At 66.3% G+C, this 15,523-nt stretch carries 14 protein-coding genes; 3 read left to right on the forward strand and 11 right to left on the reverse strand.

The features are described from left to right. Positions 1 to 4 precede the first annotated feature (4 nt). The 8 genes from ACOOF5_RS03435 to ACOOF5_RS03470 all read right to left on the reverse strand — a co-directional run bounded on the left by ACOOF5_RS03435 (position 5) and on the right by ACOOF5_RS03470 (position 9,227). Entirely contained in the window at positions 5 to 895 is an 891-nt protein-coding gene (locus tag ACOOF5_RS03435; protein WP_420436645.1) for an ABC transporter ATP-binding protein, read from the reverse strand. Beyond that, positions 892 to 3,633 (reverse strand): ABC transporter permease subunit, encoded by a 2,742-nt coding sequence (locus ACOOF5_RS03440; RefSeq protein WP_420436647.1) that lies wholly within the window; start codon positions 3,631 to 3,633, stop codon positions 892 to 894. Before ACOOF5_RS03440 ends, ACOOF5_RS03435 begins: the two co-directional genes overlap by 4 nt. A 108-nt stretch (positions 3,634 to 3,741) precedes the next feature. Continuing rightward, positions 3,742 to 5,019 (reverse strand): ABC transporter substrate-binding protein, encoded by a 1,278-nt coding sequence (locus ACOOF5_RS03445; protein ID WP_420436649.1) that lies wholly within the window; start codon positions 5,017 to 5,019, stop codon positions 3,742 to 3,744. A 216-nt stretch (positions 5,020 to 5,235) separates the two neighbouring features. After that, positions 5,236 to 5,358 carry a hypothetical protein gene (locus ACOOF5_RS03450; protein ID WP_420436651.1) on the reverse strand — a complete coding sequence of 41 codons (123 nt, stop codon included), beginning with the start codon at positions 5,356 to 5,358 and terminating at the stop codon, positions 5,236 to 5,238. Positions 5,359 to 5,406: 48 nt separating this feature from the next. Further along, on the reverse strand, positions 5,407 to 6,153 hold the full coding sequence (gene cobS, locus ACOOF5_RS03455; RefSeq protein WP_420436653.1) for an adenosylcobinamide-GDP ribazoletransferase: 747 nt from the start codon (positions 6,151 to 6,153) through the stop codon (positions 5,407 to 5,409). Then, positions 6,150 to 7,226 (reverse strand): nicotinate-nucleotide--dimethylbenzimidazole phosphoribosyltransferase, encoded by a 1,077-nt coding sequence (locus tag ACOOF5_RS03460; protein ID WP_420436655.1) that lies wholly within the window; start codon positions 7,224 to 7,226, stop codon positions 6,150 to 6,152. Before ACOOF5_RS03460 ends, cobS begins: the two co-directional genes overlap by 4 nt. 186 nt (positions 7,227 to 7,412) lie before the next feature. After that, on the reverse strand, positions 7,413 to 8,009 hold the full coding sequence (gene cobU, locus ACOOF5_RS03465) for a bifunctional adenosylcobinamide kinase/adenosylcobinamide-phosphate guanylyltransferase (protein WP_420436657.1): 597 nt from the start codon (positions 8,007 to 8,009) through the stop codon (positions 7,413 to 7,415). A 42-nt stretch (positions 8,010 to 8,051) separates the two neighbouring features. Beyond that, on the reverse strand, positions 8,052 to 9,227 hold the full coding sequence (locus tag ACOOF5_RS03470) for a DUF1015 family protein (RefSeq protein WP_420436659.1): 1,176 nt from the start codon (positions 9,225 to 9,227) through the stop codon (positions 8,052 to 8,054). A gap of 328 nt (positions 9,228 to 9,555) precedes the next feature. On the opposite strand from ACOOF5_RS03470, the gene ACOOF5_RS03475 reads away from it, so the two are divergent. From ACOOF5_RS03475 to ACOOF5_RS03485, 3 genes are all read left to right on the forward strand, one after another. Further along, positions 9,556 to 9,726 carry a hypothetical protein gene (locus ACOOF5_RS03475; protein WP_420436661.1) on the forward strand — a complete coding sequence of 57 codons (171 nt, stop codon included), beginning with the start codon at positions 9,556 to 9,558 and terminating at the stop codon, positions 9,724 to 9,726. Positions 9,727 to 9,754: 28 nt separating this feature from the next. After that, positions 9,755 to 9,970 carry a trypsin-like serine protease gene (locus ACOOF5_RS03480; RefSeq protein WP_420440871.1) on the forward strand — a complete coding sequence of 72 codons (216 nt, stop codon included), beginning with the start codon at positions 9,755 to 9,757 and terminating at the stop codon, positions 9,968 to 9,970. 709 nt (positions 9,971 to 10,679) lie between these two features. Beyond that, positions 10,680 to 11,267 (forward strand): hypothetical protein, encoded by a 588-nt coding sequence (locus tag ACOOF5_RS03485; RefSeq protein ID WP_420436663.1) that lies wholly within the window; start codon positions 10,680 to 10,682, stop codon positions 11,265 to 11,267. A 39-nt stretch (positions 11,268 to 11,306) separates the two neighbouring features. Here the strand turns inward: ACOOF5_RS03485 and ACOOF5_RS03490 are convergent, their stop codons facing one another. The 3 genes from ACOOF5_RS03490 to ACOOF5_RS03500 form a co-directional block, all read right to left on the reverse strand. Beyond that, positions 11,307 to 12,503, reverse strand: coding sequence for a CaiB/BaiF CoA transferase family protein (locus ACOOF5_RS03490; protein WP_420440873.1), 1,197 nt, complete (start codon positions 12,501 to 12,503; stop codon positions 11,307 to 11,309). A gap of 66 nt (positions 12,504 to 12,569) precedes the next feature. Next, positions 12,570 to 13,892 (reverse strand): amidohydrolase family protein, encoded by a 1,323-nt coding sequence (locus tag ACOOF5_RS03495; protein WP_420436665.1) that lies wholly within the window; start codon positions 13,890 to 13,892, stop codon positions 12,570 to 12,572. A 46-nt stretch (positions 13,893 to 13,938) separates the two neighbouring features. Next, entirely contained in the window at positions 13,939 to 15,489 is a 1,551-nt protein-coding gene (locus ACOOF5_RS03500) for a class I adenylate-forming enzyme family protein (protein WP_420436667.1), read from the reverse strand. Between the last annotated feature and the right edge of the window lie 34 nt (positions 15,490 to 15,523).

Below are 15,523 nucleotides of genomic sequence, written 5' to 3' on the forward strand. Positions count from 1 at the left end.
GTGGTTACCTCTTTCGACGGACCATCGCCGCGTGTCGTCGTTGTCGTTCGCGTTCGAAATAGAAGTCGTCTTCGGCGGCGGTACGGGTCGAGGCAAGCTTGCCGGACAGCCGTTTCAGCTCGCGCTCGCGCACCCGCAGGCGCCTCCAAGCCTTTCTCTTATTCTTGCGCCGCAATCGCTCGATGTGATCTTCCTCAGTCTCAGACGTGCCACTCAGGTACGTCTCTTCGATTTCGTCGAGGCGGCCGAGGGCATCGGCAGCCGGCAGTTCCAGCAGGATCTGGCCGCGGGCCATCAGGTACATCCGATCAGACACAGCCAGTGCTTTGCGAGCATGCTGCTCGACGATCAAGGCGCCGGTGCCCGTCGTGTCGGCGACCTTGCGGACCGCTCCCAGCAGCCGGTCGACGATGATCGGCGCCAGCCCGAGCGACAGCTCGTCGGCAAGCAGAATCGACGGTTGACGGCTGAGCGCCCGTGCCAGCGCAAGCATCTGCTGCTCGCCGCCCGAGAGCATGCCGCCGCGCACCCCCAGCCGAGGCTCGAGTTCGGGGAACAGTTCCAGCGCAGCTTCCACCGAACCGCCGCCCACTCGCAGATTGTCCCGAGCCGACAGCTTGGTGAACACCAAGCGCTCCTCAGTCACCAGCCCGATTCCCCCTCGCCGGATGCGTTGGTACATGGGCGTGAAGGTAGGCGTGTTGCCGAACATCACAATTCCGTCGACCGGCGTCAGCTCACCGGCGATGGTCAGCAGCGTGGTGGTCTTTCCGGCGCCATTCGGCCCGAGCAGGCAGACCACCTCGCCCTGGTGCACCTTCAGGTTCACTCCTTGGACGACCGCCCGGTTGAGGTACCCGCACTTGAGGCTTCGCGTTTGCAGCAGCGGCCTCATAGGCCACCTCCAGCAGCTTGCGTCGTCCGAGGCTCGGGTTCGCTGTCGTGCTCGTCGGTCTCGCTTCCCAAGTATGCGGCCACGACGGCTGGGTCAAGCCGAATTGCCTCAGGGCTCCCGACTGCGATCTTGTTGCCGAAGTCGAGCACCACCACCTCGTCGCACACCTCGTTGACGAAGTTCATGTCGTGCTCGACAACCAGCACCGCCATGCCCCAGTCCTGGGCCAGGCGGCGAACCACCACGGCCAGCTCTTCGCTCTCGGCGGTGCTCAGGCCGGCGGCCGGCTCATCGAGCAACAGCACGCTCGGGTGCATCGCAACCGCACGGGCAATAGCGAGCAGCCGGTGCTTTCCGTATGAGAGATCCTTCACGTCGCGGTGCAAGTCGCCGTCGAGCTGGAACTCGATGATCGCCCGCACGACCTCAGGCGGGAACGGAGGGTTCGACGGCGCTACCAGATCGCGCAAGTACGACCGCATGTCTTGAGGGTCCGCGGCAACGCTTATGTTCTCGAACACCGTCGCATCTTCGAACAGCTCGAGCGTCTGGAACGAACGAGCAATGCCGAGGCGGGCACGTTTGGAGGGCGACACACGCGAGATGTCCTCGCCGTCGAGCGCCACTCGACCTTCCGCCGGTGCGAAGCCGCACACGGCGTCAATCAGCGAGGTCTTGCCGGCGCCGTTCGGGCCGATCAGCCCCGTGACGGTGCCCGGAGTGAGGTTGAAGCTGACATCGTTGACCGCTACGACGGCTCCGTAGCGCACCGTCATGTTTTCGATGCTCAGTACGCGAGCCGGAACCGGTGACTGTTCGCTCTCAGAGGCGTTCGGATCGGAGACGTCTTCCAGCTCGACGAAATATGAGCGGCCCCACTTGCGGGCTCGTTTCGCCAGCCGGAAAATCTTCACCCACTCGGCGGCGACACCGTCCTTGTACCCGAGGACCATGAGCAAAATGGCGATGCCGCTGATGAGCTGGGTCCAGCGGCCCACCCCATCCCACGTCGATTCGAGCACTTCCTGGCTGAACGCTGCGGTCGCCATGGTCGCGCCCACGAACGCACCGAGCAGATGTCCGACGCCGCCCACGATTGCCAGGCCCACAAACAGAATCGAGGTGAGGTTGGTGAACGACGTGTAGCTGATCGAAGTCAGCCGGAACGCCAGCACTATCCCGCCCAGCGCCGCAATTGCCGAGCTCAGCGAGAAGGCGAACAGCTTCGCCTTGGGCACGTCGATGCCGAGCGCCGTAGCGGCCCGCTCGTTGGTTCGAATGGCGAGCAGGCGCCGCCCGCTGCGCCCACGACGGACGTTCGATACCACCCACACCGCCAACAGGGCCATTGCCAGCACGAAGAGGCCGTATCGCTCCGGGTAGCGAATGGAGCCGATGTCGAGGCCGAACAGGTCAGGACTACCGACCTGAGTGCCTTGCACGCCGCCGGTGTACTCGCGGTTGCGAAACAGCATCAGCTCGATCGTGGTGCCGAGTCCCAACGTGACAATTGCCAGGTTGATGCCGCGGGTTCGTGCAGCCGGCAAGGCGAAGATGAATCCCAGTGGCACGGAGGCCAGCACGCCGGCGACCAGCGCCAACAGGAACGGGATGTCGAACACCGCAACGAGGCGACCTGACACGTACGCGCCGAACCCCGCGATGGTGTACTGCGCCAACGACAGCTGGCCCGCATAGCCAGTCAGCACCACGATGGACAGCAGGACGATCGAAACGCCCATGGTGACGGTGAGGGCGTCGATCCACTTGGCCTGCTTGGTGAGCATCAGGAACGCCACCGTGCCGATGCCGAAGATCGTCCAGTCCCACGACATGCGGCCGTTGCCGATCATCGGCAGCTCGCGCAAGAAGTAGTCCCGAAGCGGCAGCGACCGGCCCTTGAACACCAGCACAGCAACAATCACCAGGAAGGGCAGCGACTGCCCCAGCCCTTGCTGGTCTACGAAGCGGCCCACAAGTGTCTGGCCGATGCCCAACGCCAGGCCGGCGGCGGTGGCGATGGGGAACGACCGGAAGTCGCCGACCAGCGCCGCGGCCAGGGCTGCGAGCACCAGCGATGTCATGGCAGTGACCTGCAACGTGATGATGGGCACCACCAAGATGCCTGCGACAGCAGCGATGGCCGAGCCCAGCGCCCAGTTCTGGATGGCGATCGTGTTCGGCGACAAGCCGATGGCCGATGCGGCTCGCTCGCTCTCCGACACTGCTTCGGTGGCGAGGCCGAAGTGACTCCGTCGATACATCGACCACAGCATCACGGCAAACACCCATGCCACTCCGAACAGGATCAGCCGGTCGACGGTGATCGCAACCTCGCCCCACAGCGTCACTCGGTTGGTCGGCAGCCAGCTGTCCACCTGACGGGCATTCGAGCCGTACCGGATGACGACGCCGGCCTGGATCAAGATGAGCACCCCGAGGGTCGCGATGACGCGGATCAGCGAACTGGCGCGCCGCAGCGGCCGCATGACCACCCAGTGCGTCAAAGCACCGAGCAGCGCTGAGAGCGCGACTCCCGTGAGCGCGGCAAGCAAGAAGGGCCAGCCGGCCTTGTTCTGCAGCTCCCACTGCAGGAACACACCCGCGATCGCCGTGGCGCCGAGGGAGAAGTTCAGCACCCCGGTCCCGCGGTAGACGACGATCAGGCCCTGCGAGGCCAGGGCGTACAAGGCGCCGACACCGAGGCCCAAGAGGCCGAACCGAATGATCTCGTCCAATGATCCCCCCGTCGCAACAGCGCTCGGCCGGCTCGCCCCGGTGCGGGGGTGGCGGGCGATCACTCACCCGAACCACCCCAGCACGAGGCGTCTGAACTCAGAAGTCGGTCAGCCGGCGTTGCCGGTGGCGAGATCGCCGACGTCTTCGAACTCGGTGGTCAGCGGCACGACCTTGCCGTCCTGCAGCACGCTGAACACGACGCTGCGGTTGAACAGTCGCTGGTAGCCCTCGAGGCCATCCGTCCATTCCTGGGTGAAGTCCAAGACCGGCACCATGCCGCCCAGATCGAGGTGGTCGGTGCCCGAAGCAGCCTCGAAGAACGAACTCGCGTTGATCTCGCCGTCGATGGTCTCAGCGATCTGTGCGAATGCTGCGTACGCCGCCCACGTACCCATGCCGCCCAGGCTGTTGTAGTCGTGCTCGGTCGTGTCCCAGCCGCCTTCGTCGAGGGCCAGCCGGTACTCGTCCCACGGCGCGGTGGAGATGTCGGGGTACATGCCGCCGATGATGTCGCCGTCAGTCGACTCCTCGTTGCCGGCAGCGGAGATCTCGTTCAGGTTGCCCTGCGGGCCGTACTGGCGAGCATCGGTGCCCGACTGGGTCCACGCAGTGTTCCACGTGATGTACGGCGTCTCGGACACGATGCCGATCACGCAATCGGCGTCGGTCGTCGCCTGGGCGACCTCCGAGGAGTAGTCCTGCGCCGTCGGCGGCAGGATGATGATGTCCCCGAAGCTCTGGCCAAGGGCTGCAATCGCATTCTCCATCGGCGAGATGAAGATCTGGGCACCGTCGATGATCACGGCGTTGATCGAGCGGCAGCCGTCCTCCACTGCTCGCTTGACGATGCCGACGGCGTACATCGGCTGGTTGCCGATGGGGAACGAATGCGGGCTGGTCAACTCAGACGGCGTGATCGGGCAGCACGGGCCGAACCAGGTGATGTCGGACTCGGCGATCACTGGCACGATGCTCTCTGCGAAGAACGTGAACGAGCCGACGACGGCCACCATGTTCTCCTCGACAGCCTCACGGGCGCACGACGCCGCCACGGCGGGGTCGAACATCTCGTCGCAGACCGTGACCTCCAGCGGCCGGCCGCCGATGCCGCCTCGGGCGTTTATGTAGTCGGCGTATGCGTGGGCGGTGTTGGCGATGTTGTGGTAAGTCGGACCCGCTGCGTTGAGGGTGGTGACCGTCATGACCTTGATGGGCTCGCCGCTCGGGGCCGTATCCGCGGGCGCCGGCGCTTGCGTGGTCTCGGGAGCGGCCGCCTCGGTGGTCTCGGGTGCGGCTTCGGTCGCACTCGCGCCGTCGTCATCGTCGTCATCGCCGCCGCATGCAGCAGCGGTCAGCGCGAAGACGGCGAGAAGTGCCGCAGTCACGCGCCAACGGCGCCGTTTCGTTCGTCGCGGCATCACGTGTTCACCGGTTCTCATGTAGTTCCCCTCCCTAGGGACGCGGCAGGCCTGAAGGCACGCCCATGCGGCCGTCGCCTGCCTCTCCGGGCTCGGAGCGCAACAATTTCTAGTGCCTGCGCAGGCGGCTCGCTGCGACCGTCGAGGCATGCCGGCGATGCCGACAGCGGACCGTGAGCAGTCTCAGGCGATTGCGAACACAATGATCGAGACGATGAACGCAATGGACAACGCGAGAATCGCCATCGCCGCGAAACCGTCGCGATTCGTCTTGTCGTCTGCTGATGACTCGGTCGGCTTGCGCATCCGCATTCGGCTCATTTGAACTGGAGGGCGAGGTGTTCGGCCAGGACTTTAGGTCCAGAACCAGCCGAAGTCATCGAGGAGTCGCGACACCGCTACCAGCGCAGCCATCTGGCTGATTTGGGCAATCGCGCCCACGGCGTCGCCGGTCAGCCCGCCGAATCGGCGGTAGGCGATCAGACTGACCACCGCGGCACCGCCGGTTGCCGCACCGACGGCGAACACGCCCACGGGTCCGAGCGCAAACGCAACGCCGTAGCTGGCAAGCAGAGACAGTGCGCACGGCACGCCCCGAAGATGTGCGGCGTAGGAGTGGCCGAGACCCGAGCCAGCGACAGCCGGCACCGTGGCCATTGCCGCAACAGCGAACGCTCTGCCGACGCCATGAGCGAGGACCAAGGCGATCACGGCGTCGCGTGATGCCAGCGGCATGACGGCGAAGACCTGCACCAGCGTCCCCAGCACCAGCGCCAGCGTCCCGAAGGTTCCCAGGCGGGGGTCCTTCATGATCTCGCGACGCTGGGTGGGTGTGGTGCCGCCGAGCGCGTCTGCGGTGTCGGCCAAGCCGTCCTCGTGAAACGCACCGGTGATGACTGACCCGGTGGCGACGGCCAGGATCGCCGCGAGCGGAGCCCCGAGCGGCAGCCAGACGGCCCAGAACAGGCCCCCGCTCGCGGCGCCCACGATTGCTCCGACGAACGGGAACCATGGCACGCTGCGCCCCAGGTCGCGCTCAGTGGTCGGGTGCGCGCCTCCCGGAAGCCGGGTCAGAAAGGCCCACGCAAATCGCAAGCTCACGCCATGCCCCACTCGGCGAAGGTGGCGACGTCGGTTACGGCCGCCGCTGCGATCCGCACGAGGGGCACCGCTATGAGTGCGCCGGTCCCTTCTCCTAACCGCAGGTCCAGATGCACGAGCGGTTCGAGACCGAGCCTGTTCAGCAGCTCGCGATGGCCGGGCTCGGCTGAACAATGCCCGGCGATGCAGTGGTCGAGGCCACCCGGCGAAGCCAGCACCAGCGGCGCTGCGGCAGCCGTTCCGATGAACCCGTCGAGTACCACGGGCATCGACCGGTGCCGCGCCGCCGCCACCGCGCCTGCGATCGCCGCCAACTCCCGACCGCCAAGCCGTCGCAGCGCTTCGGGCGGCGAGACGTTGCCGACACGCTCCAATGCCTCGGCCACCACTGCGGTCTTGTGCTCCAGTGATTCGCCGCGAACGCCGGTACCTGGACCCGTCCACATCGATGCCGCGGCCATCGCCGGCTCCGATGGCGAGCCGTGGGGCGACTCCGCCGGCGCGGGCGTGACGCGAGGGCCGGTTCCGTCGGTCTCGACGACGCGAGCGCCTGTGCCGAAGAGTGCTCCGCACACGGCCGCGGCAGCAGTGGTGTTGCCGATGCCGAGTTCGCCCAGCACCAACAGGTCGGCCCCATCAGACTCGACAGCACGCTCAACAGCGTGCGCGCCGGCTTTGACCGCTGCGTCAAACTCGTCGGTACTCATCGCATCGTGCGTGCGGATGTTTCGGGTCGGTGCGCCGACGCCGACGTCGATGCATCGCACGACTGCCCCCACCTGGCGGGCGACGGCGGTCACCGTGGCGACGTCGCCTTCGATCGCTGACACCATCGCGGCAGTCACGTCGGCGGGATACGCGCTCACGCCTTCGACGACGACTCCATGATCGGCCGCGAAGACGAGCACCACCGGTCGCCCGACGCTGGGCTCGGCTGTGTGCTGCCAACCGGCAAGCCACTCAGCAACGCGATCGAGCCGCTCGAACGCCCCAGCAGGGCGCAGCACCTGCGACGCTCGCTCAGCCACCGCCCGTCGAGCGGCCTCGTCGGGACCCGGCAGATCGTCAAGCATCCGTTCCAGCAGGTCGCCGGAACCGCTGGTCTGGGGTGCGGGCGACCGAACGCAGTCAGAAGGCGCGCTGGTTAGGTCGCCTCTGCGTCGCTCCGCCATTACTTCCCGCTCCTGTTCGCTGCGCTCACGGGCCGATCGGGCCACGGCTTCGCCATTCGGCTCAGCCTCTGAGCCCGCGGAGCAGTCTCAGAGGCCATCGCTGGGGTCCTGCAGTTCCAGCAGGCGGCCCGCCACCACCAGGTAGGCGTGGTTCGCCGACGCGAAGATGGCCTGGTTCACCGATCCGAGCACATCCCTGTACGCCCGCCCGAGCGGATTGGCCGGAACGATCCCCGAGCCGACCTCGTTGGTGACGACGATGGCCATGCCGCTGCGCTCACGCAAACGCACGCCCAGATCGCCGACCTCTTTCACCATGGAGCGAACGAACTCGGCACTGTGCTGTTCGCCGCCGCTTGCTGCCGCTTGACCCTGACGCTGGCCCAGGGGAGCACCGCTGCCCTGGGCCAACATCCGGTTCGAGACCCACATAGACAGGCAATCAATGACAATCGTCACCCCGGCATCGACGCTGCGGACGGCCGCGGCCAAGCGGATCGGGGCCTCGATCGTCGTCCAATCCGAAGGCCGGTCGGTTCGGTGTCGTTCGATGCGTGCGGCCATCTCGGCATCGCCGGCTTCGGCCGTGGCGATGAACGTCACCGGTGCTTCCATAGATGTCGCTGCACTCAACGCTGCGGTGGACTTCCCGCTGCGGGCGCCACCGGTGAGCGCAATCAGCATGGCTGGGCAATCAGCATGGCTGGGGCGCCAATCAACAGCAGGTCAGCAACGGACCAGCAGCAATCCGGAGCGAGCCTTCGGCAGGAAATAGGTGGTCTTGGGCGGCATCACGCCACCGTAATCAGCAACCTCGAACACCGAGCCGAGAGGCACTGGTGCGAGCATGATCGTGACGGGTCCCCCGACGGCGGCGACGGTCGTGGGGCGAAAGCTGACTCTGGGATCGGAGACACTCGTCACGCCGAAGATTTCGCCGAGAACGAAGTCGTGCACGAATGCGGCATCGAGGAGGGTCGCCGGGTTGAGGATCGGTGAGGCATCCTCGGATGGCACCGTGTCAAGACGGCGCATCCTGAACCAATGGTCGGCCACGCCCATGCCGATCCAACCGGGTTCGGCAGGTCGCGCCGCAGCAGCGTCGGGCACCTCGGTGATGTCGCAGCGGCGTCTCATCAGCTCCACGACGCGCCTAGGCATCATGTCGAGTTCGCTCAGCTCCCGGTCGAAGCTGCCCAGGTGAAGTTCGTCGGTGGGAGCGCATGCCACAAGCACATGGGAGAAGCCCGCTTGCCGAGCAGCGGCGACGCGGTGGTGCCCGTCCACGATGTACAGCGGGCCATCGAGACCGACGCTTGCGCCCTCGCCGCCCGGAACGAGGGCGGGCCACAGTGTCACCCGCGCGCCGTCGGCGGTCTTGGTGTCGAGCAGCGGTTCGGGTGGTGTGGTGGACACCGCCGCGTCGAGTGTCGCCTCGATGACTTCGGAGACCACCGACAGCCTCGGCGCGGTGACCACCACCGGGCTCGACATGCGGCCGACCTCGGTGAAATGCACTGCCAGGCCGTGGACACGGCCGGGCTGGGTGTCCTCGTGGGGACGCAGCTCGTGCGATGCGAGTCGGACCCCGCCCAGCAAAGCATGTTGGGCATGCCCGTCTGCCTCGACGCGCTGCACGTACAGGCGCGGTTCCCGAGTGTCGCCGAATGCCCCCAGTCCGATGAGCCGGTCGAGGGCCTGGGTGCTGCGCGTAGCGTGCTGGCGGTGCTCGCTGGGGTGGCCGAAGCTGTCCGCCGGCAATCCGGCGACGTGGGCGAAGGAGTCGGGATTGTCCGCGAGATGCTGAGCGTGCTCGGCGGGCGTCAGCGAGTCATACGGCGCGGGAATCACCGCCGGCGCCCACTCAGGGGTCAGCACTCGGGCGCTGACGGGCTCAATCATCCGCTCTCCCTCCCCGCCGCTCCATCCCGGTCGACCGCGTCGTTGAACTCTGCACGCACGGCGACACGGCGGATCGAAGCTATCTCACGTCCAGCAGCAGTTTCGACCCATGGCCGCACCGCCGTGGTTTTCGACAGCAGGGTTCCGAGGCGCTCAGAAATGGGTGTACGGTCATTTTCGGAGGCGGCGATGCGCTCCGTTGGTTCTCTCTTCCGAAGGCCAGCACCAAAGCGAGTCGCCCCTCGTGCCCGTCACGGGCAAGGCGCAGGACCGGACACGCCCAGTCGAGTCCGGTCATCAACGCGCCCAAGAACCGAAAGGAACTCTCATGCTCACATCACGAAACCGGCGATGCCGCGCAGGCCCGCTGCGCCTCGTCGCCGTACTAGCGGTCTTGGCGGTCTCGGCAACGGCGCTCGCGCCGACCGCCGTCAGCGCTGCTGACACTGACGTCCCGTCGGTGGGCGAACAATCGGCCGCCCTGCACAAGTTCAAGTGATGTGCCGCTAACCCGCAACGCAGTCTTCGTGCGTGTACACGGTGCTTCGCTGAAGGCGTGCAGCGGCGATAGCGGTGGACCTTGGTACCGGGGATCAATCGCTTACGGCATCCACCGAGGCAGCAACAGCGGAAACGACTGCAATAAGACTGGTGTTTACGCGAGTTTCTCATCGGTGGGCGAGGTAGAGCAGTTCTTGGGCGTCGATATCCTGCACCGAATGACGGTGCGGTTCCTCGGCTAGCCACGAGGTCCGTCGATGCGTTCGATGCGAACAACGACGTGGCGATACCGTTCGGCGATTGCGCTGGGCTTGACACTGGCTGTCGCCGCACTCGTCACCGCTTCGGCCTGTGCATCTGACGATACGCTGACCGCGTCGCCACCGAGGGCCACGACGACTACAACAATTCCGTTCGCGAATTTTGTTGAGATGTACTACACTCCACCTAGCAAGGCGTTCGAACTGCTCGCTCCCGGCACGAGGCCACAAGGGCACGACATAGCAGACTCCGTCGTGCAGGGCATTGTAGAGATCGACGGCCCTTGCCTCTATATTCACCAGCTTGAGAACTGGGGAGACGGCGGTTTCCACAGGGACGGCTCCGGGGCGATCCATACCTATCTCCTCGCGCTGCCGTACACCATGACTCGCTACGATTCGCAGACTCGGTCGTTATGGGTTGAGCGGGGCGGACCAATCGCGAATGGCGATAAAGCGACGGTCGCCGGACGAGAGGACGAGTCAATCCGCCCGTTCGATATGTGCCCGTTGGCGAACCGCGGGCGGATCAGTGGATCTTTGGTTCCAGGCCTGCCAGAGATTCTGTGCCGAGGGGACGGTCACGGAATCTCCGGCTGGGTGCCCGGGGCCGGAGAAGAGCAGCCCTGTGTCTGATCAGATTGCTCCCATGGCGGCGAGACGTGCCCGCTTGACAGGTCACGGTCACTGCTTGTTCCGCATCGCTACCGCATTCGCCGCTTCGCTGTTCGCAATTTCGGCCTGCACCGCCACCAACGAGCCACTAGAACAACCCGTCCCGACATCGGCTGCCGAGCCGGCGTTCACGCGCAATCTCGCCAGAATGCAATATGTCGAACCCGACGGAACGTTCCACGGTGACGAGTCAGACGGTATGCGCGCGCTGCCAAACGTCAAGGGCACCGGCATACTCGCATTTGACGGAGCGTGCGCGTATGTGCATTCGCTTGCCCTCCAACATGGTGAGGCTGTGGTCCAGAGCGAACCCACGCGCAGCGCGAAAAGGGTTTCCGCCGCTCTTATCTTCAACTACGGCGAAGACATGGATCGCACACTGGATGAAGACTCACAGCCGGTTTATCTCCTCAGGCTCGGCTACAACCGTACCCGGTACGACCCGATCGCACGCGCTCTGTGGGTGAACCAAGTCGGCCCAATGGCTGAAGGTAGCCGTGTCGTGTTCGACGGATTCTACGGAAAGACATCCCGTCCCGATATCAGCTGCCCGCTTGTGGCGTCAGGGAGAATCGGAACCGCCACATTGATTCCCGCGCCGTGACTCGCCTGCCACAAGTCAACGCAATCAGCGGGAGTCTCGTCAGGGGATCACCCCTGCTTGCTTCAGTTTCTCGATGTCGTCCCAGTCGTAGCCGTGCTCGAGCAGGATCAGCTCGGTGTGCTGACCGAGTTCTGGCGGTGGTCCGCTCGGGGCCCACGCGCTCTCGGAGAAATCGACCGGTGTCGCGACCATCTCGATTGCGCCGCCGTCAGGCGTCGGCACCTCCACCCAGCAGCCCGCAGCGCGCGCCTGCGGGTCTGACCGGAACTCCAAGGTGGACTGCACCGGAGACCACCAGACATTGCTCGCGTCGAAGATCTCGCCCCACTCGGCGCGCGTCCTAGTGGCCATGACGGCGTCCATGTCTGCGGTGAGGGCCTTCGCGTTCGCCAGGCGCAGCTCGATGTCGCCATAGCGGGGATCGTCATGCCACTCGGGGCGATCCAGCGCGCTCACGACGCTGGGCCAATGCCGGTCGCCTTCGAGACCCAGCATCCAGAGCCACTCGCCGTCGGCGCATCGGTAGCAGTTGATGAGCGGGTTGGGTGGTCTGCCACGACCCCAAGCCTCGGTCTCAGCGCCCGTCATGGCGGTGACGTTGTGGTCCCAGCCCAGCATGTACGTCCCCAGGCGCATCAGCGACGACTCCACAAGCTGGCCTCGGCCGGTACTTGTGCGATGGAACAGGGCGGCCGCAACCCCTCCGGCTGCCGCCAGGCCGGTCATGTGGTCGCCCATGCCGCCGCGCTGGTACGGCAGGTCGGCATCCCCGGGGGTCAATGACCGCACGATCCCTGATCGAGACCAGAACGCGCCGACGTCATAGGTGTGGCGATCCCGCTCGTCGCCTCGCAGCGAGAGGCCCGTCACGCTCGCGTAGATCAGGCGTGGGTAGCGCTCGGCGAGCGACGGGTAGTCGAGGCCCATGCGCTCAAGCCCGCCGGGCCGGATGTTCGACAGGAAGACATCGGCATCGGCCAGCATCCCATGCAGGGCGGCGAGCCCCTCCGGCTGCCGCAAGTCCAAGGCGATGCTGCGCTTGCCGCGGTTGTCGAGGTCGAACGGTGGGTTGCCGTCGCCCTGGTACAACCAGTCCAGCGACCGGAAGGGGTCCCCGTCGGGCGTTTCCACCTTGACGACATCGGCACCCCAGTCAGCCAAGATCCCGCCACAGGCTGGTCCAGCGATCCACACGCCCAACTCGACGACGCGGATGCCCTCCATCGGCCCGGCCATCGCTGCTCCCCTGCTCACGAAGTGTTGGCTGTGCCATGCCGGCACAGCGGCGATGCGGCAGGGTACTCAGCGGTCATAGAGACAGAGCTCACGAGCGCGCTCGGGGTCGATGCGCTCAGCGGGAGCGAGGTCCCGAAAGGCGGCCGCTTCCATCCACTCGGCAGGATCGGAGGGAACCGTCGGTGCGTCCGACGACAGCGTGACGCGGATGCCGCGGCGCAGAAGGCTCGCCAGCGGCCAGAGCCATGCCTGCTCGGTTGGTGAGAGCTGTTCCCGGTATTTCTGTGCGCGGCGGGTGACGAAGCTGGGCTGGGTTACCACCGTGAGGCCGAGGCGGGCGATCCGATCGAGCTGCTCCGGCAACGCCAACGCACAGTGTTCAATGCGGTCGGACTCCGTGCGGCCAGGCCCGGTGCGGTCAAGCTCAGGGCCGGCGGGTTCAACAGCGCTTGGCTTGCTCGCATCCGCCTCAGCCGGCGGGGGCGGATGAGCTTCGAGCGCGTCAAGAGCCGCTTGCAGCGTGTCGATGTCCATTGCGTGGATCGCGACCGGAAATCCGTGCGCCCGCGCCTCCGCGACTAGGTCGGCGATAGCGCTGTCGTCGTCGTGCGGCGGCATGACCTTCGCGTGCCCGATCCGCACCCCCACGTCATCGGCTGTGGCGCCCGCAAACAGCACCGACGATCCCGACGGCGGCACCAACGACGCCCCACACACCTCATCGGCCGCGGTCTCCGGGGACAGGACTACCTCGCCGAACCGGAGGCCTCCCAGCGAGTCGAGCCGGTCCGCTCCCACCATCGCCGTAACCGACACCGCTGGCGCCGCAGCGACCGCATCAGCCAGCAATTCCAGCGCATCAAGGTCGTTCGTGTGGGTGGCGTCGGTGCAGGCGATGATGCCTGCGGCAGCCAAGTCGCCGAGCACGGCAGCGACTCCCGACACGATCTCGGCGCGCTCAGGACGAGGCACCCCTGCGAGCACGTCGTGGCGCTCGATGAGCACCTCGCCCGCCCCGAGACCGAGTGCCCGGCCCGCAGCGGTGTTCGCCACGGCCACATGACCGGTGATGTGGTGCAACACGGTCGGGCGGCCCACGGTCACGGCATCCAGCTCGACAATGGTCGGATGGCGACGCTCAGCGAGCAGCACATCGTCGTAGCCCCAGGCTCGAAGCCATCCACGCGATTCGCCCCGGTCGCGTGCGGCGACGTCGTGACGGTCCTGCGGCGGCGCCGACCCAAGAGGACCGCCTGCGGCGTGCCCGATGAGGTCCAGTAGCTCCCGCACCGACGTCGCGGCCTGGACATCAACCGACCTGCGCGCCGCCGCGCACGCCAGCAGATGCAGGTGATCGTCCCGATACCCCGGCGTGGTCTCGGCGCTCACGATCCGTGTGGGCCCAGCGACGACACGCCGAGCCCCGAACTCTGCCTCAGACGCCCAGCTCCTCGAGCATGGGGATGAGGTCGCGACGCAGCAGCTTGCCGGTGGATGTCCGCGGCAGCTCGTCCATCAGGTGCACGAACTCGGGACGCTTGAACGGCGCGAGGCGTTCACGCGCATGGGCAACCAGATCGTCGCCCGTTGTGCCGCTGCCGGGGCGCACGACGGCCGCTGCGGCCACGCGTTCGCCCCATTCCTCGCTGGGCAGACCCACCACCGCTGCTTCGAGCACCGACGGGTGGTCATACAACACACCCTCCACTTCATCGGGAAGCACATTCTCGCCGCCCCGGATGATCATGTCGCCGGTGCGACCGGCCAGGAACAGGTAGTCGTCATCGTCGAGGTAGCCGAGGTCGCCGGTGTGCACCCAGCCCTCGTCGTCGATGGTGACGCGGGTCTTTTCCTCGTTGCCCCAGTAGCCGTCCATGGCGCGGAAGGTCTGTAGCTGCACCTCGCCGATCACGCCGGGTGCCACGACCTCGCCGCTGTCGGCATCGACGACGCGGACCTGCACGTCCTCGAGCACCTGGCCCACTGAGGAGAGCCGGTGCAGCTTGCGTTCCTTCTCCTCGTCGGTTCCTTCGATGCGATGGTCGTCGGGATCGAGAACGGCAACGGTCGATGTCGTCTCGGTCTGTCCGTAGGCGCCCGCGAACGCCACATTCGGCGGGAACATGTCGATGGCCCGGCGGATGACCGACGGCGGCATCGGTGCTGCTCCGTAGGTGACTGCTTCGAGTCCGCGGAACGCTTCATGGCTGAAGTTGGGTGCTTCGAGCACCCGGGCGAGCATGGTCGGCACCAAGAAGGCGTGCGTCACCGCGTGCGCCTGCACGCAGTCGATCCACGACGACGCCTCGAACTGCGGCAGCAGCACGACCACTCGCCCGCTGTAGAGCGCATTCAGCATCGAGGTCAGCCCGGCGATGTGATACAGCGGCGCTGCGACCGCCATGCGGCCCATGTCCTCGCCGGTGGCGGCGTCGTTTGCGCCCATGACATAGCCCGTGATGGCGCCGTTGGTCAGCTTGACGCCCTTGGGCATGGCCGTGGTGCCGCTCGTGTACAACAGCGAGCACAGCCCGTCAGGGTCCACATCCTCAGGCACCGGCAGCTCGAACGCCTCGTCGCGGGCAGCGGCATACGAGGACGGGTCGTCGAGCACCAGCACGTGTGCGAGGTCGTCAGGCTTGCTGTCGGAGATCAGGTCGCTGTAGCGAGACTCGGTGAACAGCACGCTGATGCCGCTGTCGCTCAACAGATGGGCAGTTTCCTCCGCGCCGGCGCGGAAGTTCATCGGCACGACCGTGGCGCCGACGAACGCGCCGCCGAAGATGGCCTCGACGCACTCCACGCTGTTGGTAGCGAAGATGCCGACACGGTCGCCGACGCCGACGCCGAGCATCGTCAGCATTCCGGCGGTGCGCGACACGTTGTCGAGCAGCTCCTGATAGGTGACCTCGCGTGCGGCGCCTCCGCCGGCCTCCGTCGAGGTGTCGATCAGGATGACCTGTTCGCCAGCGATCGTCGCCGGCATGAAGAGCAACATTCCGAGATTCACATCGACCCCC

The organism is Candidatus Poriferisodalis sp., assembly GCF_965214215.1.
Classification (GTDB): domain Bacteria; phylum Actinomycetota; class Acidimicrobiia; order Acidimicrobiales; family Poriferisodalaceae; genus Poriferisodalis.

Coding starts and splice junctions, on each gene's coding strand:
- ACOOF5_RS03435 (WP_420436645.1), bottom strand. CDS start 895: ATGAGGCCGCTGCTGCAAACGCGAAGCCTCAAGTGCGGGTACCTCAAC.
- ACOOF5_RS03450 (WP_420436651.1), bottom strand. CDS start 5,358: ATGCGCAAGCCGACCGAGTCATCAGCAGACGACAAGACGAATCGCGAC.
- ACOOF5_RS03460 (WP_420436655.1), bottom strand. CDS start 7,226: ATGCTTGACGATCTGCCGGGTCCCGACGAGGCCGCTCGACGGGCGGTG.
- cobU (WP_420436657.1), bottom strand. CDS start 8,009: ATGCTGATTGCGCTCACCGGTGGCGCCCGCAGCGGGAAGTCCACCGCA.
- ACOOF5_RS03470 (WP_420436659.1), bottom strand. CDS start 9,227: ATGATTGAGCCCGTCAGCGCCCGAGTGCTGACCCCTGAGTGGGCGCCG.
- ACOOF5_RS03475 (WP_420436661.1), top strand. CDS start 9,556: ATGCTCACATCACGAAACCGGCGATGCCGCGCAGGCCCGCTGCGCCTC.
- ACOOF5_RS03490 (WP_420440873.1), bottom strand. CDS start 12,503: ATGGCCGGGCCGATGGAGGGCATCCGCGTCGTCGAGTTGGGCGTGTGG.
- ACOOF5_RS03500 (WP_420436667.1), bottom strand. CDS start 15,489: ATGCCGGCGACGATCGCTGGCGAACAGGTCATCCTGATCGACACCTCG.